Genomic DNA, 20,720 nt, shown 5'->3' with positions numbered 1-20,720 from the left:
TTGAGCTTGTTTTTCTACTTTATCGCTCTGGAGTTGAAGTTTCAGCGGGGTAGCAAGTGAAAGTAATCGTTTTCGGAAAAATTGGATAGAGGAATCATCATGGAAAGTGACCCGACGGGTGTGCCAGTCAAGAAAGCGACTCGCCGAAAGGCCTTGGCGAACGCAGATGCGCCGCGACAAAAGGTTAATGTCAGCGATGTGGCCAAGGCCGCGGGCGTCTCAGTGGCAACCGTATCCCGGGCTTTGAACTTGCCCCATCTGGTGCGGGACGAAATGCGTGAGCGCGTGACTGCTGTAGCCAAGAAGATGGGCTACAGTATCAACCCCTCTGCCAAGGCGTTACGCTTGCAGAAGACGCACATCATCGGTGCAGTCATTCCGACCCTCGATTACGCCATGTATGCCCGCATGATCCACAGTTTCGAAGAGCAGATGACCGCAGCCGGCTACAACGTATTCGTACTGACGACCGGGTTCGACAATGGAAACATGTGCGAGACGGTACGCCGTCTGGTGGATCGGGGGGCGGAAGCATTGCTGCTGGTTGGCCGTATCGACGATGAGGCCTTGCGCGAGTACCTGATCGAACGTGGACTGCCCTGTGTGACCACTTATTCTTATACCGAGGACGAGCAGATTCCCTCAATCGGCTTCGATAATTATCATGCCACCAAGCAGGTAGTCGAATTTCTGCTGAAGATGGGGCATCGCCGCATGGCGATGATCGCTGGTCCTACCAAAAACAACGACCGTCAACAGTCTCGTATTGCGGCGTTCAAAGATACGCTGGCGGCTCATGGCGTGAGCGAGGACGACTGGTTCATTGTGGAAAAAAGCTACAACTCGGCCGTGTTTCGCGGCGGTGAGGCGATACGGCAAATTCGCAGCGAATTTCCGCAGGCTACTGCCGTCGTGTGTAACAGTGACATCTTCGCCTTCAGCGCCATGGCTGAATGCCGGCGCCTGGGGTTGAGGGTGCCCGAAGACATCTCCATCTCCGGTTTTGACGACGATGACTATGCCACCATCTTCTCGCCGGCCCTGACCACCGTTGCAGTGCCTGCAGTGGAGATGGGGCAGCACGCTGCCCAGGCTCTTCTGGCGGCCCTGGAACTAAAGACCAAGGTATTGCCGATGCGGCTCGATACCAAGCTGGTCGTGCGCGATTCGACCTCGGTCGCAGCTTCCTGAGCCGCCCGCCATGTTGGCGCGCCTCGGCAGCGCCGATGCGCGCCATTTTTGTTCATCCGGCAAGCGGCCTGTCCAAATTGGCGGTTTGTATGGAAGGCTGGGTCAGGACTTCCGGGCGAAGAATCCTGGCCAGCTCGTTGGCTGTGAGTAAGCCTTCCTCCAGCACAATATCTGCCACGCTGCGGTTCTCGGCCAATGCGCGCTTGGCAATCCGTGTCGCATTGGTGTAGCCGATATACGGGTTGAGTGCAGTTACGATGCCGATGGATCGGGTTACGCTATCCAGCAGATGCTGGCGATTGGCGGTGATGCCACGGATGCATCTGCTGGTCAGCGTGCGGCATCCCGCCTCCAGATGGGCGATGCTCTTGAACAGGCTGTGCGCGATGATCGGCTCGAAGGCATTGAGCTGCAGTTGTCCGCCCTCTGCGGCCAGGGTGACGGTGATGTCGTTGCCGATGACTTCAAAGGCGATCTGGTTCACCACTTCCGGGATCACCGGATTGACTTTGCCAGGCATGATGCTGGAGCCGGCTTGGCGGGGTGGCAGGTTGATCTCGCCCAGCCCGGCACGGGGCCCGGAGGAGAGCAGGCGCAGATCGTTGCAGATCTTGGAAAGCTTCACGGCGACGCGCTTGAGTACCCCTGACAATTGGACGAAGGCGCCGACGTCCTGGGTCGCCTCAATCAGATTGGCGGCGGTGACGAATTCAAGACCGGTAAGTGCATTGAGATGACGGCATACCTTGAGCGCATAGTCGGGGTGAGCATTGATGCCGGTCCCGATGGCGGTGGCGCCCAGGTTGATCTCACGCAACAATGCTGCTGCCTCGCGCAGGCGCTCCTGATCTTCGGAAATCATTACCGCATAGGACGCAAACTCCTGGCCCAGCGTCATCGGCACCGCATCCTGCAATTGGGTGCGCCCCATCTTCAGCACATCGTTGAACTCGACAGCTTTGTCCTCACAGGCATTACGCAGTTCGGTCATGGCTAAGACGAGGCCCGCGATCATGCGCTGCAGGGCGACCTTGATGGCCGTGGGGTAGACGTCATTGGTACTCTGGCTCATGTTGACGTCTTCGTTAGGGTGGAGGTGTGCATACTCGCCGCGCTGATGGCCGCCCAGTTCCAGGGCCCGATTGGCGATTACCTCATTGGCGTTCATGTTGGTGGAGGTGCCTGCTCCGCCCTGGATGGCATCGATGGGGAATTGCTCGTGCAGAGCGCCGTTGCAAACTTCCTGGCAGGCCAGAACGATCAGCTCTGCCTTGCGTGCGGGCAGCAGGCCTAGCTCCTGGTTGGCCCGCGCCGCCGCCGCCTTGATCTCTGCCAGTGCTTTGATGAACTCGGGATACTGCGAGATGGCAACTCCGCTGATGGGAAAGTTCTCCATGGCGCGTAGGGTATGCACCCCGTAGTAGGCGTGAGCGGGTACTGCCAGATCGCCCAGCAGGTCATGTTCGATGCGTACGGTTTCGGTATTTTCCATTTCTTTTTTCTCCACATGATTGTTCGGGGCCCTGATGGTGGGTCCGATCGGTTGCCAGCCAGGCTCAGACATCGCGATGCCTTGCTCGGGCAGTTGATCTGGATCATATTCTGTCACGGATCAAAATGAAATGCTTTACATTGGAATAGTTTGTTATTACTATGGCTTTATATCGCTTTATATGCCAATAGAATCAACGATATTATGCAGTTTGCGCAAATCGTTACTTTCCTTGAGGCATATTTTTTTGCCTTAATTCTGTAATCGATTACTTTGCGAATGTGAGCATCGTTCGCCTAACTTGGAAGAGGATGAGCATGACAACAGCACTCCAGCAACAAGATGATGCCAACAAGGAACAGCACGAGCGTGCTCGTGCCGGCGGCAAGTACATGGTGGTACGTGCCAACAAGGAAGAAAGCTACTGGCAGCCTCAGCCGGCCAATGGCTACGCTTCGGTCCATGTCGCACCGCACCTGGTTCCGATGGATATCGCGTTTTCCGCCGGCACCCAGACGCTGCCGCCTGGCGGGGTGGTCCGCAAGCACTCCCACGACGCCAATGAAGAGGTGCTGCACTTCATCTCGGGCTCGGGCAAGGCGTTGCTGGATGATGTCGAGTATCGCCTGGAAGGGGGCACCACCCTTTTCCTGGGGAAGCTGCGTACCCACACCTTCATCAATGATGGTGACACCGATCTGCACTGGGCTTGGTTCTTTGTCCCTTCGGGTCTGGAGAACTTCTTCCGCGACATTGGCCAGAGTCGCACCCCCGGCGAGCCGGCACCCGCGCCGTTTTCCCGTCCGGAAAATGTCGCCGAAATCGAGGCGCGTACTGTGTTTACGCAAGGCCAGGATAAAACCCAGTGAGCGCTTCCGATATCGCTTACCAGATACGCGGCAACGGTCCCGCCCTGGTTCTCATTTCTGGGCTGGGGGGGCTAGGGGCATTCTGGGAGCCTGTCCAGGCCCGCCTGTCTGAGCACTACAGCGTCATTACTTTCGATCATCCGGGTACTGGCAAGAGCCAGCGCGTTGTGCCCCAGCATATCGATGCAATCGTTACAGCCGTCCTCGATATCCTGCATACAGAGCAGATCGAATCTGCCCACTTGGTCGGTCATTCCACGGGCAGCATTGTGACCCAGGCCATGGCCCTGGATCACCGCGAGCGCTGCGCAAAGATCGTGCTCAGCGGTGGTTGGGCCAGGGTTGATGCGCGTTTTCGGGATCTGTTTGCTTATCGCAAGTTCCTGTTGCAGAAGGTGGGTGGTGCCGCCTATACGGCGCTTTCCCAACTCGGTGGCTACGATGGACGTTGGTACAGCGAGCATCTGGCCAAGCCAGGGTTGCCGGATTTCGAGGCGGTCAGCAGCATCAATATCGACACGGTCGTCAGCCGCATCGACATGTTGCTTGGCTACGAACGTGCCGACGAACTTGGCAAGCTGGACATTGAGACGCTGGTCATTGGCGCCAGTGACGACTTCATCGTTCCGTTGTACCACTCGGAAGACCTGGCACGACGCATTCCCGGTGCGCGTCTGATCCAGACGATGGGCGGGCATTTCTTCCCGCAGGTCGACCCGGGCGCGTTCAGCGAGCAAATCATGACATTTTTGGGCGGGAGATAAAGGCCATGTCCGATATCAAACATCAAGCACTGACAAAGGGTGCATCTTCTCCTGAGCGCATTGCCATCATTGGGATGGGGGCGATGGGCCGGCGCGTGGTCCGTTCGCTGCAAGAGGGTGCTCGTGAGGGGCTGACCCTGGCAGGAATGGACCCGTTTGCAGATCCGTCGCAGGTGAGTTCCGAGCTCCACATCGAGGTCTTCAGTGACTTGACACAATTACTCGACTGGCATCCGACGGTTGTGGTGGAGTGTGCCGGGCATCAGGCGGTGGAGGGCGTTGTGGTGCATTGCCTGGAGCAGGGTATTGACGCCATCGTGGCCTCCATCGGTGCCCTCTCTTCTGATGCTTTGCGCGCCGAACTCAATCGCGCCAAGGATGCTGGCAAGGCCAGCCTCACCGTGGTATCGGGTGCCATCGGTGGTCTCGATGCGCTGCAGGCGGCCCGACTCGCCGGCCTCGACAGCGTGCGCTACGTCGGACGCAAGCCGCCGCGCGCCTGGAGCGGTACGCCGGCCGAGCAGCTATTCGATCTCGGGGACATCAAGATTCCTACCGAGATATTCAAGGGAAGCGCCTCCGAATCGGCGCGTCGTTATCCCAAGAATGCGAATGTGACGGCTGCCGTTGCCTTGGCTGGTATCGGCTTCGACAACACCGAGGTAAGCCTCCTGGCTGATCCCACGGTTAATTGCAATGTGCACGAAGTGGAGGCCAAGGGCGCGTTCGGGCGCCTCAGCATCCGACTCGAAAACAATCCGCTGCCCGACAATCCCAAGACATCGTGGTTGGCGGCGTTGAGCATCGAAGAGGCGATCTTGCGTCGCCTTCAACAAGTTATCTGAAGAGGGAAAAAATGCGTCTGGAAGGAAAAATTGCGCTCATCACCGGAGCGGCCGCAGGGATGGGGGAAGCGACCGCCCGCTTGTTCGCCAAGGAAGGCGCCAAGGTCGTAGTGGCTGACCGGGACTATGCCGGCGCCTGCAAGGTGGCCGAGGAGATTGGTCCGCAGGCCATCGCCGTGGAAGCCGATGTCACCGATGCCGCCCAGGCCAAGGCAATGGTGGCAAAGACGGTCGCGGCTTTCGGCGGGCTGGACATCCTGATCAACAATGCCGGCCTGGGAACACGTGGCAACGTGGTCACCATTGAGGAAGAAGAGTGGGATCGTCTCATCAACGTCAATCTCAAGAGCGTCTTCCTGGTCTCGAAGTATGCCATTCCCGAACTGGAAAAACGGGGTGGGGGCGCCATCGTGAATCTGGCCTCGACCATCTCGGTCGTGGGCATCCCGGATCGCGCGGCCTATGTCGCCGCCAAGGGTGGCGTGGCGGCGCTGACCCGCGCCATGGCGCTGGACCATGCCGATCAGAATATCCGCGTCAACAGTGTGGCACCCGGTGTCATCTGGTCCAAGTACTTCGAAAAGATGGTGGCCGAGGTACCCGACCCGGACGGCTTTGTAGCAGGCCTCAAGGCACGTGCTCCGGTGAACCGTATGGGTACGCCGCAGGAGGTGGCCACCATGATTCTGTTCCTGGCCTCTGACGAGTCCTCCTTCGCAACCGGTGCCATGTTCACCGTCGATGGTGGTTATACCGCCCGGTAAAGGATGGCCAGATGATCTACGAGTTGCGGGAATACACGCTTGACCCGGGCAGGGCCCCGATCTACTTCGAGTTGTTCACTCAGGTCGGTATGCCGATCCGTGGACACGACTACGGGCGCCTGGTCGGTAACTGGACCATCATGGGCGAAAGGACGCGCTTCCTGCATCTCTGGCAGTATCAGTCTCTGGGCGACCGTGTCGAGAAGCGTGGGCAGCTCGGCGCGGTCGCGTCCTGGAAAAGCGATTTCCTGCCACTGGCTGCGGCCAATGTGGAGAGCCAGCATCTGACCATCCTGAACCCTGCCGGCGGTCACATCGCCGCCGATGTGCACTATTGCATCGGCGCCCACAACAAGACCTTGCACCGGTTCTCGTGCCGCTTGGGATGCGCGGTACAGGTGGCGCAACATCTGCAGGCCAACAATCAAGATCTGGATGGTATCTGGATTGGCGAACTGCCCGATCCCAACCAGGTATGGGTACTTGCCACCGATAGCATTGCACCTATTGCGTGGCGAAATCATCCGGCGCTGGGCATCCTCTCGCATAACGTGCAGCAGCTGGCGCCCGGACCTTATTGAATGTAGTGGTGATCCTCTGGGACTTGCCGGTCCTGTTTGGCGCAGATCCGTTCTGCGCCTTTTTTTTCGGCTAAGCCGTGCAAACGAACCTAGCCCGTGACGACCTCTCGGAGAGAAAAATGAATCTGAGCTCGCTAGCCATTCTGCTGGTGTTTCAATGCCTTGGAGAAGGTGTTGCCCATCTGCTGGGGGTGGCAATTCCCGGCCCGGTGATCGGACTGCTGTTGCTGTTGATCGCATTGCATGCGGTGCCATCGCTGGTGCGGATGATGGAGCAGACGTGCTGGGCAATCCTGCAGCATTTGTCCTTGCTGTTCTTGCCTGCCGGGGTTGGCGTGATGGTGGTTCTGGCCAAGGTCAGGGAGGGCTATCTGGCCATCAGCGTGGGTCTCGTGCTCAGTACGATGGCGGCCATTGCCGTGGGTGCATGGGTAACCGATCGCGCCATGCGGTGGTTCGACCCGGAGAGCGCAGACAAGAAATGACATGGGAAAACTGACCCGATTCAATGAGCTGTGGGTGTATCTGGGAGCCTCGCCCTTGCTGGGGCTGACCATGACCCTGGTGGCCTATCTGGTGGCGCTGAAGATCTACCGGCGCTTTCGTTTCCATCCGTGCGCCAATCCGGTCCTTATTGCGGTTGCGATCCTCATTGTCGCCTTGTCCATCACCGGTACGTCCTACAAGACCTATTTCGAGGGGGCACAATTCGTACACTTCATGCTGGGCCCGGCAACGGTGGCGCTGGCTCTGCCCCTCTACAAGCAATGGAACAATTTCCGCCGCGCCGTGCTGCCTCTTTTGCTGGGTTTGCTGGCGGGATCGGTGACCGCCATGATCGTGGCAGTCGGGCTGGCCTATGAACTTGGCGCCAGCCGGGAGGTGATGATCTCCATGGCGCCCAAGTCGGCCACCACTCCCATTGCCATGGCCATCTCCGAGCGGTTTGGCGGCCAGCCCTCGTTGACCGCCGTCATGGTGATCTGCACCGGGATCATCGGCGCTGTCAGCGCCAAGTTCATCCTGAACTGGCTCAAGATCGAGAATCACGCAGTGCGCGGCTTCGCGTTGGGTGTTGCCTCCCATGGCATCGGTACCGCAAGGGCTTTGCAGATCAGTGCGGAGATGGGAGCGTTTGCCGGGCTGGGGATGGGCATGAATGCGATTCTGACCGCGTTGCTGGCGCCCTTCCTGTTTCCCATTTTTCTGCGATGAGGCAGAGCGCACTGTCAGAGCAGGTCGTCGCGCGGGCCGAGTGCTTGGGGGCCGCTTTCAGGCCGCGCTACTTTTCTTGGTGCCGGCCCTGGTTTGGGCGCGTGGTGCAGCGGTTGACGAGCGCACGATCAGTTCGGTCGGAAAGATCTTGCGCTTGGGGGGCGACTTGGGGGAGGGCGGCTGATCGAGAATATCGATGAGAAAGCGGGCCGCGCAGACACCTTTCTCTACCAGTGGCTGGCGAATCGTGGTTAGCCCCTGCAGCGCCGCTTCGGCAATGTCATCGAAGCCGATCACCGATATATCTCCGGGCACCGACAAGCCCAGTTCCGTTGCTGCTGCGATGGCCGACAAGGCCATCACATCCGAGCTGGCGACAATCGCCGTCACCGAATGATCGCGCAGTAGCGTCTGGGCAGCGGCCTTTCCGCTGACGCGGTCGAAGGCGCCGGCTTCTACGATGTGCAATTGCTCGAAACCGATGCCACCAGTGCGTGCTGCCTCGATGTAGCCTGCCAGCCGCTCGCGTGCGATCATTTCGTTGGATTGTTCGAAGCGGGTCAGGCTGACGGCTCCGCGATGTCCGTCGGGACGCAGGCGTTCGACGATGATGCCCAGTTTCCGGTGACCCAGGTCGAGCATGTGACGCACCTGATTGCGGGCGGCCTCGCGGTCATCGATGCCGACGTAGTGGGCTTGCGGGATATAGGGAGAGTCGACCACGACCAGCGGGATCTTGCGCTGGAGGATGGCCTTGATCGTAGGATGATCATCCGGCAGGGTCGAGATGATCAAGCCATCAACAAGGCCCCGCACAGCCAGATTGGAAGCCGACCGCTCCTCCGAGGCCAGGTTGTCGTTGTTCATCGGGAACAGCGTCAACGCCACATTGGCCAACTCGTTGACGCTGCTGATGCCTTGCAGTAGCGACATGACCCACGGGTCGGCGCAGGCATAGGACAACTGGTCCATCACGATCAGGCCGATGGCGCCGACACGGCCGGACCTCAGGCTGCCCGCGCGCAGATTGGGGCCGGGATAGCCCAGGCGTTCTGCCACGGCGAAGATATGTTCCCGCATGGAAGCGGAAATCTTGGGCGAACCACTGTAGGCGTATGACACCGAAGGCTGGGAGACTCCAGCAGCCTTGGCGACGTCTTTCATTGAAACCATAGGGCGAGATGTTTTGAGGGCGGTGGCGTGTAAGGCTTGGCAACTTTGGAGAACACGCACAGCACGTTCATTTTGCAAGGTCCGGGCTCAAGCCGGAAGCTGCCATTCTACCAAGCGTGGCGCATTGTGCCATGCGGCATAAAACCTTCTTGACCGCCTTGATTAACTATGCGAGGATCGCTTGTCAGGTTAATCGTATAACCTTATATGAAAGTAGGGCCTGGATAGTCGTTCTCAGCCTGGCTTCGCCAGGTGTATCCTTGTGTATTCTGGTTTGGAAATTGCATTGCAGTTGAGTAGATATATCCATGTGACTCTGTGTCGCATTTTTTTGAAGTATTAGGTTATACGATTAACCTTGCAAATCGGATAGCCGGATTTAGTGGAAAGGAGTTCAACTTGAAACGAGTGCTTTATCTCTATGGTGGCTGGCCGGGGCATTTTCCCTATCAGATTGCCGCGTGGGCGCGCGAGCTGTTCAAAGAGCTGGAGTTCGATGTGGACGAGTCCACCGATATCTTCACACTGGATCGTGACCTCACCGGTTACGACCTGATCGTGGTGGGCTGGAACAATGCCGTGACCACTGAGACGCTCACCGCAGCCCAGGAGAATCGTCTGCTGGAAGCCATCGAGACTGGGACTGGCCTGGTCGGCTGGCATGGTGCAGGTGCCGCATTCCGTGCCAGCCTCAAATACCACTTCGTACTGGGAGGTTCCTTCCTCGAACATCCCGCCGGCGAGGGTTTTCCGCATCCCTACATGGTCAACATGATCGACCGTTCGCACCCGGTTAGCGAAGGCGTCGAAGATTTCGAGGTGCGTTCCGAGCAGTACTACATGCAAGTGGATCCGAATCTTCATGTCCTGGCCGAGACCACCTTCGATGGAAATCCCATGCCATGGCTAAAAGGAAACAAGAGTCCTGTGGCCTGGGTCCGCACCTGGGGCCAGGGCCGGGTGTTCTATCACTCGATTGGCCACGACACCAGCAATCTAGCCGATCCTAATGTCCGTCGACTCACCAAGCAAGGCCTGGCCTGGGCTGCGCGCTGAAGGCCAGAACTCATCATTCTTTATCCCATCGAAAAAAGGAGAAGCAATTGACCAAGCTGACCGGGAGCCAGGTGGTGGCTCAAACTCTGAAGAACTACGGCGTCGAGTATGTGGCGGGCATTCCCGGCCACGGTATCTGGACCCTCACTGATGCTTTCCTCGAAGAAGATTCCAAGCTCAAATTCATCCAGGTGTTTCACGAGCAGAGCGCGGTACACCTGGCCGACGGTTTCTATCGTGTCTCCGGCAAGCCGATGGCGGCGGTGACCTCGATCGGAGCCGGTGCCAGCAATACGGTCATCGGCATGGCAACGGCCTTTACCGACTCCACCAGCGTCATGCTGATCACCGGCGGTCCGCCGACGCACATGCGCGGCCACGGTCTGCTGCAGGAACTGGAACGCTATACCGACAACGACTTCCCAAAGGTCGCCGAGGCGGTCAGCAAGCGTCACTGGGTCTCCAACCGGGTGGAGGACCTGTCTTTCATCATGCATCGCGCCTGGAGCAGCATGACTACCGGGCGTCCTGGTCCGGTGCACATCGAGATTCCCATGGACGTCCAGGCCGAGTCTGCTGATGTAAGTCTGCATCCCTTGCAGGAGCGCGTGCCAGTCGGCAAGGCCTTCCCGGACCCGACCGCCATTGCCGCCGCTGCAGACGTATTGAAGGATGCGCAACGACCGGTGATGGTCATCGGTGGCGGCGTGATCACTGGCGAAGCATGGAACGAGGTGAAAGCGCTGGCGCAAGCCTGGCAAATCCCGGTCGTCACCACTTGGAACGGCAAGAGCGGCTTCCCCGAAGACCACCCGCTGTTCGCCGGCAGCGTCGGCCAGACTGGCACCATGTGCGGCAATACCATGGCCTCCCAGGCTGACGTGCTGATCGCCGTAGGCTGCCGATTCACCGACTGGTCTTCCTCGAGCTATGCCAAGGGAGTGACCTTCGCCATTCCGCCCTCCAGGTTGATCCACATCGATATCGATCCGCATGAAATCGGCAAGAACTACCCCGTCACGGTTGGTATCTGCGCCGATGCCAAGCACGCGCTGGCCCAGTTGCTCAGCGCCCTGGGTGGCGAGACGGCTGATCGCCCCGATTACATGAAGACACTCAAGCAGGCCCAGGATCAGTGGGAAGAAAAGCTGTCATCCCGGCGTGACTCGAATCGCTTCCCGTTTACTTCGCAACGTCCTCTGGGTGCCTTGCGCAAGATCTTCCCGCGCAACACCATCGTCGTGGTCGGTTCGGGCAATACCCAAGGGGCGGTCAAGCAGACTTTCCCTGTCTATGAGCCACGCACACACCTGACCTCGGGTGGTTTCTCTTCGATGGGCTGGGCTGTTCCCGCTGCCATCGGTGCCAAGCTGGCGGCCCCGAATCAACCGGTGGTCTGCATTCTGGGCGACGGCGACTTCCTGATGACGTCGCAGGAAATAGCCATCTGTGCGACCAACAATATTCCGGTGGTCTTCATGATCCAGAACAATGCCGGCTATATGTCGATCCGTGGCGGCCAGCGCAAGCAGACCAGTCGCCACATCGGCACGGAGTTCAATAAGCCAAACGGCGAGCCATACTCGCCAGACTATAAGGCGCTTGGTGAAGCGTTCGGTCTGAAGTCTTGGCGTGTGGAGCGTGCCGAAGACTTGGAGCCGATCCTGCAACAAGCCCTGGACTGCAACGAGCCGGTGCTCATTGAGATTCCGACCGATCGCGACGCTGCCGGCCCGTGGGTCCCGGGATGGTGGGACTTCCCGATTCCCGACTACATCACCGATGAACGTCAGGAAGAGTACCGCACGCTGCGCCAGTCCGAGCAACATCTGTAAGGACGACGATGGTCGCAGCAGACTTTTGCTGTGGCCATCGCATGATACGGTCGGTGTCTCCCCCGGGCGTGGCCTGGCTGCACGCATGTCAACGGGGGCCTTCGAGCAATCGATGCCAGCCGTGCCCGTGCAGGTCTGCCGACCATATTTCGTGCGCGCCATGGGGAATGTTCATACTGGACGCGCACGTTCAATTGTTCTTTTGAACCGGGTAGAAAAATGATAAACAAGAATCGAGACAACTCCCTGGTGACCCCCCGCATTCGTCGGGCCCGCGTCGCCACCTTTGCCGGTTTTGCGCTGATCGGTGCGCTCATGTATCTGTGGTCCACCAGCGTGACCGCCTTTCGGCAGCATCTGGGACTTGGCGGTGCAGGAGGAGACCTCAACTTCGGCATGATCGCGCTGGCCATTGGGGTCGGCGCCGCCGTCGGGTCACTGGCCATTGGCCGCTTCATCGATCTGTATGGCGCAAAGCGTGTGGTCGGTGCGACCATGATCCTGTATCCCGCGTCCATCATTCCGCTCGGCTTTGTCAGTCAGGTCTGGTTCACCATGGCCTTTGGCGTGGTGTTTGGTTTGTTGCGAGGGGCTACCGATACGGCCATGAATGCCCACGGCGTGCAGGTCGAGCGCTTCTATCGTCGCCCGATCATGTCGGCCTTTCACGCCTTTTATTCGCTGGGTGGATTTCTCTTCGGCATGGTCGGCAGCTGGTTCGCCAGCCGCTATCCGGATAGCGCCAGGATGCCCTTCGCGATCTGTGGCACCGTGCTGGTGGTTTTGGCGCTGCTGATTCGTACGGCCTTGCTGAACAAGGACGAAATCATTGCTGATGTTGTCGCCGAAGATGCCGCTCGTTCCGGTACGACGGTTATCGGCACCGGTTCGGTGGTACTGATGATGGTCGGTTTCGGTATCTTGCTGCTAGGCGGCATGTTTGGCGAGAACGCCGTCGCCGACTGGGGACAAGAGTATCTCAGCCGTGAGCTGGGCAGTTCCGTGGCCGTAGCAGGAATGGCGATCAGCTTCTTTACCGGGGCCCAGTTTGTTGGGCGTTTCATTGGCGACCGCGTTGCCGAGAAGATCGGGGCCCCCGTCCTGGTGGGGCTGAGCGGCGTATGTGCGGTGGTTGGCTTGCTCGTGACGATGAATGGCGGCAGCGACAGCGTGGGCATCGTTGGATTCTCCATGTTCGGTCTGGGCACCGCGTGCATATCTCCGTTGATGCTATCCAGTGCTGGCCGCAAGGATCCGGCCAACGCCGGTCGCAACATCGGTATTGTCAATGGCATCGGCTTTTCCGGCGTACTTATCGCGCCGGCGGTGCTGTCGCTGGTGGTAAGTGCCTACGGTATCGGCCGTCTCTTGTATTTCCCACTATTGCTGCTGGGTTTGCTGGCCATTTTCGGTCCCTTGCTCATGAGCGCCGGCGGCCGCAAGCAATCCTTCCCGCGGGCGGGGTCTTCACCCAAGGTATAAAGCCGCATCATCGTCGTGCCGGTCACAGGAAAATCGGCGCAGAGTCTGACAAGCCGCTCCGGAGCAAGCCATAGTGGCCTAAGCCGGAGCGCTGGTCCGGCATGCGTTTAATCGTATTACGGAGTCAAAGCATATGGAGTTCAAGTCAGACATCATCATCATCGGTTCGGGCATCGGCGGCGCTTCGCTGGCCTATAGCTTGGCTGAAACGGGCAAGCGGGTCACTATCCTGGAGCGTGGCGAGCAACTGAAAGACACCATAGAGGCGCGCGATGATGTTGCCATATTCCAGGACGGCTTCTACCGTTCGTCGGAAGAGTGGCTGGCCACCGATGGCGAGACCTTTCTGCCTGGGAACTACTACTTTGTCGGTGGTAATTCCAAGCTGTTCGGCGCGGTCATGTACCGCTATCGCGTGGAGGATTTCTCGCCGCGCCAGCACATGAGCGGTCAATCGCCCGGCTGGCCGGTGAGTTACGCCGAGATGGAGCCTTGGTATCAGCAGGCCGAACAACTGTTCCAGGTACGTGGCGCGACCGGCGTCGATCCGACCGAGCCGCCGCGCTCGGCGCCCTATGCCTATCGGCCGGTACCCGATGAGGCCTCCATTGCAGGTGTCCGCGAGCGCCTACGGCGTGCCGGCGTGAACCCGGTCAGTTTGCCACTGGCCATCGATATCGAGGAATGGCTCAAGCGTGCACCGACCGGCTGGGATGGGTTCCCCAATACCGGCCTGGGAAAGATAGATGCCGAGGTGGGCCCCCTGCGCAAGGCACTGGCGCATCCGAATGTGAGCCTGATCACGGGCGCCGAGGTCAAACGGCTCGAGTCCGACGCATCGGGTAAAAAAGTAACGTCCGTGGTGTTCATCAAGAATTCGCGCGAATGTCGTATGAGCGCCGACCTCTACGCCGTAGCTGCCGGAGCGGTGCAATCGGCCGCTCTGTTGCTGCGCTCAGCCAACGAAGCCCACCCGAACGGCCTGGCCAACAGTTCCGACCAGCTTGGCCGCAACTTTATGAATCACAATACCACCGCGATGCTGGCCATCGACCCAATCTCACCGAATACCTCGGTATATCAGAAGACGCTCGCTTTCAACGACTTCTACAACCAGGATCCGGTGACGGGCTATCCGCTGGGCAACGTCCAACTGCTGGGCCGCATCACGGGCAACATCCTGAAAGCCAATCTGTCATGGGCGCCCACTTGGATGGCCAGGCTCATCGCACGCCACGCGTATGGCTGGTTTCTTACAAGCGAGGATTTGCCCAACCCGGAAAGTCGTGTGATGGTGCGAGACGGTCGCATCGTCATGAATTGGGAGCGCTCCAACATGCAGGCACATGAGGCGCTCATCGAGCGCACCCGCAGGGTGATGAAGAAGGCCGGTTTTCCCATCGTGCTCACCCGTACCTTTGGGCGCAAAACCACCTCACATCAATGTGGTACCGCGCGCCTGGGAAATGATCCAGCCAACTCGGTGGTGACGCCCGCATGTCGCAGCCACGATATCGAGAACCTGTATATTACCGATGCCTCGGTGCTGCCCACCTCGGCGGCAGTTAATCCGGCACTGACCATCGCAGCGCTGGCCTTGAAGGCCGGAGCGGATATCCGTTCCCGATGGGCCCACGTAAAAGACTGAGTTGGCTCCGTCTGCAGTGGCCATGGAGAGATAGTGCATCGCTGATCCGATGTCGTTGCAAGCAATGACTCGGACGCCATGTCGGTGGGAGAGAAGGGATAACGGGCACTTCTGGTCGTTGTCCCTTTTTGCTTTTGTACAGCTCGGTATAATCAGTCGTCAACGCGCTGCGTTTCAGAATTTCACCCGACATCAAGGCATGTGATGCGCTTAGCTTTTCCTCAAGTAGATGAGTTCCTGACCTTTGCCCACCAACTGGCGGATCGGGCCGGTGCCGTGACACTGCCTTATTTTCGTACGCCGACCCCGGTGGATGACAAAGGTGGACGGCGTTACGACCCGGTCACCGAGGCCGACCGTGCGGCCGAGGCCGCCATGCGCAAGCTCATCCAGGCTCGCTATCCTACCCATGGCGTTCTGGGCGAAGAAGAGGCGCCGCGCATCGGTAGCGAGCCCTATCAATGGGTCCTGGACCCTATCGATGGCACCCGCTCCTTCATCACCGGGATCCCGCTGTGGGGTACATTGATTGCACTTAACGATGGTCAACGTCCCAGAATCGGCGTCATGGATCAGCCTTACACCCGTGAGCGTTTTGTTGGTACGCCCGACGGCGCCTGGCTCAATGGTCGAGCGCTGGCTGTGCGCGCATGTACGGATCTTGCCTCGGCCAGTTTGATGTGCACAGCCTTCGAAATGTTTGATGATCAGGGACAACGTCAGGTATTCAGGGAAATCGCCGACAAGGCGCGACTGGTGCGCTTCGGCGGCGACTGCTATGCCTATTGCATGCTCGCCATGGGCATGGTGGATGTGGTCATCGAGGTCGGCCTGAAGCCTTATGACGTGCAGGCCCTCATTCCTATCGTCGAAGGTGCTGGCGGCGTGATGACCACCTGGACCGGTGCGGATGCACAGCATGGTGGCGCGATCGTGGCCTGTGGAGATCGCCGGCTGCACCAGACGCTGGTGGCACAATTGGCGCCTTGCGCCTGAATCCTCCCGTTGATGCCTCATGAACCAAGACGACTATTTCCTGGAAAACCTGCAGACGCTGTGTGAGCAGTCGCGCACGGTGTCCGAGCTTTGCCGCAAGATCGGCATCAACCGTCAGCAATTCAACAAGTATCTGGCCGGGACACATCAGCCTTCCCGCAGCAACCTGCGGGTAATCGCGCGCTACTTCGGGCTGAGCGAGGACGTGTTGTTTTCCAATCCCAAGGATTTCCGGTCGATGCTGGAAGGCGGGCACTTCCATCTGTTCAGAAGCCTGATCCAGTCGCCCAAGATGCTCTTGTTCATTAATGAAATGATGGGCATGAGCAGCGGGCAGACCACTGCCGGCATCACCGGTGTGTATGAGCGATATCATTATTCGTCCATTTACCCGGGGAAGATCCTGCGCTCCATGTATTGCATCTACGAGAAAAATGGCTTGCTGATGCATTACTACGTAGAGCGATTTCCGAGCATGGATGGGACTGACAAGGTCGATTACCTCTTCAAGTACCATGGCCTCAGCTTTCTCCTCGCCGGCCGTATCTTCGCGGTCGATTTCGAGACCATCCAGCGCAACGAGATGACCTTCAGCAATCTCGCCGCAGTGAGCCGCAATGCGACTAAGTACATCTTCGGCGTGACCAGCGGTTTGGCTGCAACCATGATGCGGCAGCCGGTTGCGGCCAAGGTGGCGATGAGCTTTGTCGAGAAGGGCTTGATCCGGAAAGCGCACATCCGGCGCGCCACGGTGCTGGCCCCGGATGATCCCGGTATTCCCAAAGAGGTGAGCATCTATCTGCATTCCGGTGCGAACTTTATCAACTCCGTCTGAGCCTGGCCGCGGCGGCGATGCTGCCGCTTTCGACGATAGTCGACTTTCGTTTTGCATTGACTGCGTCACTTTGCGTCAATTTTCACCTTTTTGAGAAATTGAGGTGGTGGTGCGCGCCTCGTATGCTCACTCTCCATGGGCAGGTCTTCCATCCAGACCGCTGCGAACGGCTGTCAGCGCTAGCGGCAACGCATGGGCCGCCCTTTTTCCCCGATTTTTATGCAACACCGGCCAATACCCAGGCCGGTGACGGCATCCTCCGACTGGAAAGGTGAAGCAAATGGCTGAGTGGATCAAGAAGGCAAAGGTGACGGAGCAGCAAGCCGCCAACAATGACAAGGTGAAGTCTGATGTGTCCCGTATCCTGCTGGATATCGAGAAGCGAGGTGACGCGGCCGTGCGCGAGCTGTCCGTCAAGTTCGATGGCTGGGATCGCGAGAGCTACCGTCTGAGCGATGCCGAAATCGCTGACTGCATGGACAGGCTGACCGAGCGTGAGCGCGAGGACATCCTCTTCGCCCAGGCCCAGGTGCGTCGCTTCGCCGATGCGCAGCGCGCCTCGATGCTGGATTGCGAGATCGAGAGCATCCCCGGCGTCATCCTGGGGCACAAGCACATCCCCGTGAGCGCCGCCGGCTGCTACGTTCCTGGCGGGAAGTATCCCTTGCTGGCGTCGGCCCACATGTCCATCGTCACCGCCAAGTCGGCCGGCGTGAAGAACATCGTGACCGCTGCGCCGCCATTCCAGGGAAAACCTGCACCCTACATCGTCGCTGCCCAGCACCTGGCTGGTGCCGATGCGATCTATTGCCTGGGTGGTATCCAGGCCGTGGCAGGCATGGCCATCGGTACCGATACCATCAGTGCTGTGGACATCATCGTCGGCCCCGGCAACGCCTATGTGGCCGAAGCCAAACGCCAGTTGTTTGGCCGTGTCGGCATCGATCTGTTTGCCGGTCCGACCGAAGTGCTGCTGATCGCCGACGATACCGTCGACGGCGAGCTCGTTGCCACTGACCTGTTGGGCCAGGCTGAGCACGGAAAGGACTCTCCAGCTGTGCTGCTGACCACCTCGCGCAAGTTGGCCGAAGAGACGCAGAAGGAGATCGCACGTCTGCTGCCGATGCTGCCTACCGCGGCCATCGCCGGCGAAGCCTGGGAGAACTTCGGCGAAATCATCCTTTGCGAAGATTTCGAGGAACTGGTCAGGTATAGCGACGAATACGCCTCCGAGCACGTCCAGATCATGACCAGCGATGACGACTACTTCGTCAGGAATCTGAGCAACTACGGCGCATTGTTCATTGGCCCGCGCACCAATGTCTCCTATGGCGACAAAGTGATCGGCACCAACCATACGCTGCCGACCAACAAGGCGGCACGTTATACCGGTGGCCTATGGGTAGGCAAATACATCAAGACCTGTACCTACCAGCGCGTGACGACCGACCAGGCTTCGGCCTTGATCGGCGAATATTGTTCGCGTCTGTGCCTGATGGAAGGCTTCGTCGGCCATGCGGAACAGGCCAATATCCGCGTCCGTCGCTATGGTCACAAGGATGTCCCCTACGGGACAGCGGCCCTGTAACGCACCTCGTCAGCGCAGAACGGGGCGACCTTGTCGTTGCGTTCTTGCTGCGTTCGTCCCGGTTCCCAGCTGCATGCGCTCGGCAACGACCCGTAGCAGGCCAAGCCGGTAGGTCTCGCAGATTATCCCAGCCGGGTCTGAACGCGGGTTTCCAAGCTTCCGAATGTCATATGAACGGCACCAGTACAAACTATCAATCCCTGTTCGATTCACGACCGGTCAGATCGCTGCGTGATGACCTGGCACTGGCATTACGGGCTGCGGCCCACTATGGGCTGGGCGAGGGGATTTGCAATCATTTCAGCCTGGCCTTGCCAGGCGAGCCGGGGATATTTCTGCTCAATCCGCGTGGACTGATGTGGCACGAAGTCGAGGCGGATGACATCGCTCTGGTGGACAGTCGGGGAGCGCTCCTGGCCGGCCGGCACGCCATCGAACCGTCGGCCATGTTCATTCATGCGGCCATTCATCGCCTCACCGGAAAAAACTGCGTCATGCATACGCACATGCCGTGCGCCACTGCGTTGACCTTGACCAGACAGGGCGGGCTGGACACGACCCTGTTTCAAAACGCCATGCGTTTTCATGGCCGCATCGCCATCGATGCTCGCTACAACGGCCTAGCCGTCGATCATTCGGAAGGAGAGCGGATCGCGCGTGTGATGCAGGGCGCCGACATCGGCTTTCTGGGCAATCACGGCATCGTGGTCTGTGGTGAGCGGCTGGACTACGCGTTCGACGACCTGTACTACCTGGAACGTGCCTGTCAAGCCGAGGTGATGGCCAGATCTACCGGGTTGCCGCTCAATCCAGTCCATCTCGACATGGCACAGCGGGTGGCGCAGCAAATGCAGGGCGAGCGTGAACAATCCGGCTTATTCTTCGCAGCGATCAGGCGTACGCTTGGCTGAGTAGTCAGGACGAAAGGAAGTACTGTGATCGATGTGGTGCATGGCAAGACGATGAAGGACTGGATAGAGGCTTATCCATTGATCAAACCGCTGGTCAGCGGTGTTCCCGTGACGTGGTTCAATCCGGGTATCGCATCTGCGTCGGAGGCCCTTCACGACGTCCCGCTAGCGGCCGCTGAGGTGCACGACGCCAGTGCGCGCCTGGCCCGTTTTGCGCCTTTCCTGGCCGAGGCCTTTCCGGAAGTGGCCTCCACCCAGGGCATCATCGAGTCGGATCTGGTGCCGGTCGACGGGTTTATGAACAGGCTATGTACGCTGTACGGTATCGACAAGACGGTGTCGATGCACCTGAAGATGGATAGCCATTTGCCGATCTCAGGTTCGGTCAAAGCGCGTGGCGGCATCTATGAGGTATTGCATCATGCCGAATACCTCGCCAGCACGCATGGCATGCTGGCTGACGGCGATGACTATCGCTTGTTGCTGAAGCCAGGGATACGCAAGTTGTTCCGCCAATACCGTATCGTGGTCGGATCGACCGGCAACCTCGGCATGTCCATCGGTATTGCCGGGGCGCGTCTGGGTTTTGACACGACGGTCCATATGTCTGACGACGCCCGACAGTGGAAGAAGGACAAGCTGCGCGCGCATGGCGTCAATGTGGTGGAGCATCGCGGCGATTACGGCGAGGCGGTAGAGCAAGGGCGTCGGCAGGCGCAGCTTGATCCTGCCTGCCATTTCATCGACGACGAGAATTCCACGACGCTCTTTCTCGGCTACGCCGTCGCCGGAGAACGGCTCAAGCGCCAGCTTGAACAGAAGGGTATCCAAGTGGATGCGCGACATCCGCTGTTCGTTTATCTGCCGTGCGGCGTCGGGGGCGGTCCCGGTGGAATCAGCTTCGGCCTGAAGCTGGCGTTTGGCGACCACGTCCACTGCATCTTCGCCGAACCGACACAGTCACCCTGCATGCTCATGGGCGTCTATACCGGTTTGCACGAGCGGATTGCGGTGCAGGATTTCGGTATCAGCAACATAACGGCGGCCGATGGTCTGGCGGTCGGCCGTCCTTCCGGTTTCGTCGGGCGGGCAATGCACAGGCTGATCGACGGCTACTATACTGTGCCGGATAGCGAGCTTTTTGTGGCGCTGTATCTCATGCATGAAACGCAGGGTATCCAGCTGGAGCCTTCGGCACTTGCTGGTGCGCCCGGCTTCAGTCGGGTTTTGCATGAGCGTGAGGGATACCGCGAGCGCATCGGGGTAGATGCACAGGCCTGGCAGCAGGCGACCCATATCGTCTGGGCCACCGGTGGTGGCATGGTGCCAGCGGAGGAATATCGTAATTATTTGGCCATTGGCAGGAATGCCTTGCTGCGGCCGCTCTAGGCAGGTCACACCAATAGCAAAAAGCCCGGGTTGGCCTGCGACCTGAACCCGGGAAAGTCCACCCCATCTACTGTCGGCCTCTGGCA

The 20,720-nt window shown here is 59.1% G+C and carries 19 protein-coding genes; 17 read left to right on the top strand and 2 right to left on the bottom strand.

The window, feature by feature from the left end:
- Positions 1 to 99 precede the first annotated feature (99 nt).
- On the top strand, positions 100 to 1,191 hold the full coding sequence (locus tag E2K99_RS23300; protein WP_134223733.1) for a LacI family DNA-binding transcriptional regulator: 1,092 nt from the start codon (positions 100 to 102) through the stop codon (positions 1,189 to 1,191).
- Positions 1,192 to 1,243: 52 nt separating this feature from the next.
- Here E2K99_RS23300 and aspA read toward each other — a convergent pair whose 3' ends face one another.
- Positions 1,244 to 2,683, bottom strand: a complete 1,440-nt coding sequence (gene aspA, locus E2K99_RS23295; protein WP_134224212.1) for an aspartate ammonia-lyase — start codon at positions 2,681 to 2,683, stop codon at positions 1,244 to 1,246.
- 317 nt (positions 2,684 to 3,000) lie between these two features.
- Here aspA and E2K99_RS23290 point away from each other — a divergent pair, with 317 nt between their 5' ends.
- From E2K99_RS23290 to E2K99_RS23260, 7 genes are all read left to right on the top strand, one after another.
- Positions 3,001 to 3,552, top strand: coding sequence for a cupin domain-containing protein (locus E2K99_RS23290; protein ID WP_240733805.1), 552 nt, complete (start codon positions 3,001 to 3,003; stop codon positions 3,550 to 3,552).
- Complete coding sequence (locus tag E2K99_RS23285; RefSeq protein ID WP_134223732.1) at positions 3,549 to 4,316, top strand: alpha/beta fold hydrolase; 768 nt, start codon at positions 3,549 to 3,551, stop codon at positions 4,314 to 4,316. The genes E2K99_RS23290 and E2K99_RS23285 overlap by 4 nt, the downstream gene beginning before the upstream one ends.
- A gap of 5 nt (positions 4,317 to 4,321) precedes the next feature.
- On the top strand, positions 4,322 to 5,161 hold the full coding sequence (locus E2K99_RS23280) for an aspartate dehydrogenase (RefSeq protein ID WP_134223731.1): 840 nt from the start codon (positions 4,322 to 4,324) through the stop codon (positions 5,159 to 5,161).
- Positions 5,162 to 5,172: 11 nt separating this feature from the next.
- Entirely contained in the window at positions 5,173 to 5,925 is a 753-nt protein-coding gene (locus E2K99_RS23275; RefSeq protein WP_134223730.1) for an SDR family oxidoreductase, read from the top strand.
- A gap of 11 nt (positions 5,926 to 5,936) precedes the next feature.
- On the top strand, positions 5,937 to 6,506 hold the full coding sequence (locus E2K99_RS23270) for an NIPSNAP family protein (RefSeq protein WP_134223729.1): 570 nt from the start codon (positions 5,937 to 5,939) through the stop codon (positions 6,504 to 6,506).
- 119 nt (positions 6,507 to 6,625) lie between these two features.
- Complete coding sequence (locus E2K99_RS23265; RefSeq protein ID WP_134223728.1) at positions 6,626 to 6,991, top strand: CidA/LrgA family protein; 366 nt, start codon at positions 6,626 to 6,628, stop codon at positions 6,989 to 6,991.
- A gap of 1 nt (position 6,992) precedes the next feature.
- Entirely contained in the window at positions 6,993 to 7,721 is a 729-nt protein-coding gene (locus E2K99_RS23260; RefSeq protein WP_134223727.1) for an LrgB family protein, read from the top strand.
- Positions 7,722 to 7,778: 57 nt separating this feature from the next.
- On the opposite strand, the gene E2K99_RS23255 is transcribed toward E2K99_RS23260, so the two are convergent.
- Positions 7,779 to 8,885 carry a LacI family DNA-binding transcriptional regulator gene (locus E2K99_RS23255; RefSeq protein WP_240733804.1) on the bottom strand — a complete coding sequence of 369 codons (1,107 nt, stop codon included), beginning with the start codon at positions 8,883 to 8,885 and terminating at the stop codon, positions 7,779 to 7,781.
- A gap of 417 nt (positions 8,886 to 9,302) precedes the next feature.
- Between E2K99_RS23255 and E2K99_RS23250 the strand changes: the two genes are divergently transcribed.
- The 9 genes from E2K99_RS23250 to E2K99_RS23210 all read left to right on the top strand — a co-directional run bounded on the left by E2K99_RS23250 (position 9,303) and on the right by E2K99_RS23210 (position 20,634).
- On the top strand, positions 9,303 to 9,950 hold the full coding sequence (locus E2K99_RS23250) for a ThuA domain-containing protein (RefSeq protein WP_240733934.1): 648 nt from the start codon (positions 9,303 to 9,305) through the stop codon (positions 9,948 to 9,950).
- A gap of 47 nt (positions 9,951 to 9,997) precedes the next feature.
- Positions 9,998 to 11,785, top strand: a complete 1,788-nt coding sequence (locus E2K99_RS23245) for a thiamine pyrophosphate-binding protein (RefSeq protein WP_134223725.1) — start codon at positions 9,998 to 10,000, stop codon at positions 11,783 to 11,785.
- Positions 11,786 to 12,004: 219 nt separating this feature from the next.
- The gene (locus E2K99_RS23240) at positions 12,005 to 13,267 is read left to right on the top strand and encodes an MFS transporter (protein ID WP_134223724.1); all 1,263 of its coding nucleotides are present in this window, start codon (positions 12,005 to 12,007) and stop codon (positions 13,265 to 13,267) included.
- A gap of 133 nt (positions 13,268 to 13,400) precedes the next feature.
- Positions 13,401 to 14,915 carry an FAD-dependent oxidoreductase gene (locus tag E2K99_RS23235; protein WP_134223723.1) on the top strand — a complete coding sequence of 505 codons (1,515 nt, stop codon included), beginning with the start codon at positions 13,401 to 13,403 and terminating at the stop codon, positions 14,913 to 14,915.
- A 204-nt stretch (positions 14,916 to 15,119) separates the two neighbouring features.
- Positions 15,120 to 15,911, top strand: coding sequence for a histidinol-phosphatase (hisN, locus tag E2K99_RS23230; protein ID WP_134223722.1), 792 nt, complete (start codon positions 15,120 to 15,122; stop codon positions 15,909 to 15,911).
- A gap of 19 nt (positions 15,912 to 15,930) precedes the next feature.
- A complete protein-coding gene (locus E2K99_RS23225) occupies positions 15,931 to 16,746 on the top strand; it encodes a helix-turn-helix domain-containing protein (protein ID WP_134223721.1) in 816 nt (271 codons plus the stop codon).
- A gap of 280 nt (positions 16,747 to 17,026) precedes the next feature.
- Positions 17,027 to 18,334 carry a histidinol dehydrogenase gene (gene hisD, locus E2K99_RS23220; RefSeq protein ID WP_134223720.1) on the top strand — a complete coding sequence of 436 codons (1,308 nt, stop codon included), beginning with the start codon at positions 17,027 to 17,029 and terminating at the stop codon, positions 18,332 to 18,334.
- Between the two features lie 170 nt (positions 18,335 to 18,504).
- Positions 18,505 to 19,245, top strand: coding sequence for an aldolase (locus E2K99_RS23215; protein ID WP_134223719.1), 741 nt, complete (start codon positions 18,505 to 18,507; stop codon positions 19,243 to 19,245).
- 24 nt (positions 19,246 to 19,269) lie between these two features.
- Positions 19,270 to 20,634 (top strand): D-serine ammonia-lyase, encoded by a 1,365-nt coding sequence (locus tag E2K99_RS23210; RefSeq protein ID WP_240733803.1) that lies wholly within the window; start codon positions 19,270 to 19,272, stop codon positions 20,632 to 20,634.
- Positions 20,635 to 20,720: the final 86 nt, after the last annotated feature.

This window comes from Herbaspirillum huttiense (genome assembly GCF_004367745.1).
Classification (GTDB): Bacteria; Pseudomonadota; Gammaproteobacteria; order Burkholderiales; family Burkholderiaceae_D; genus Herbaspirillum; species Herbaspirillum huttiense.
This window is presented reverse-complemented; position numbering and strand designations above follow the sequence as displayed.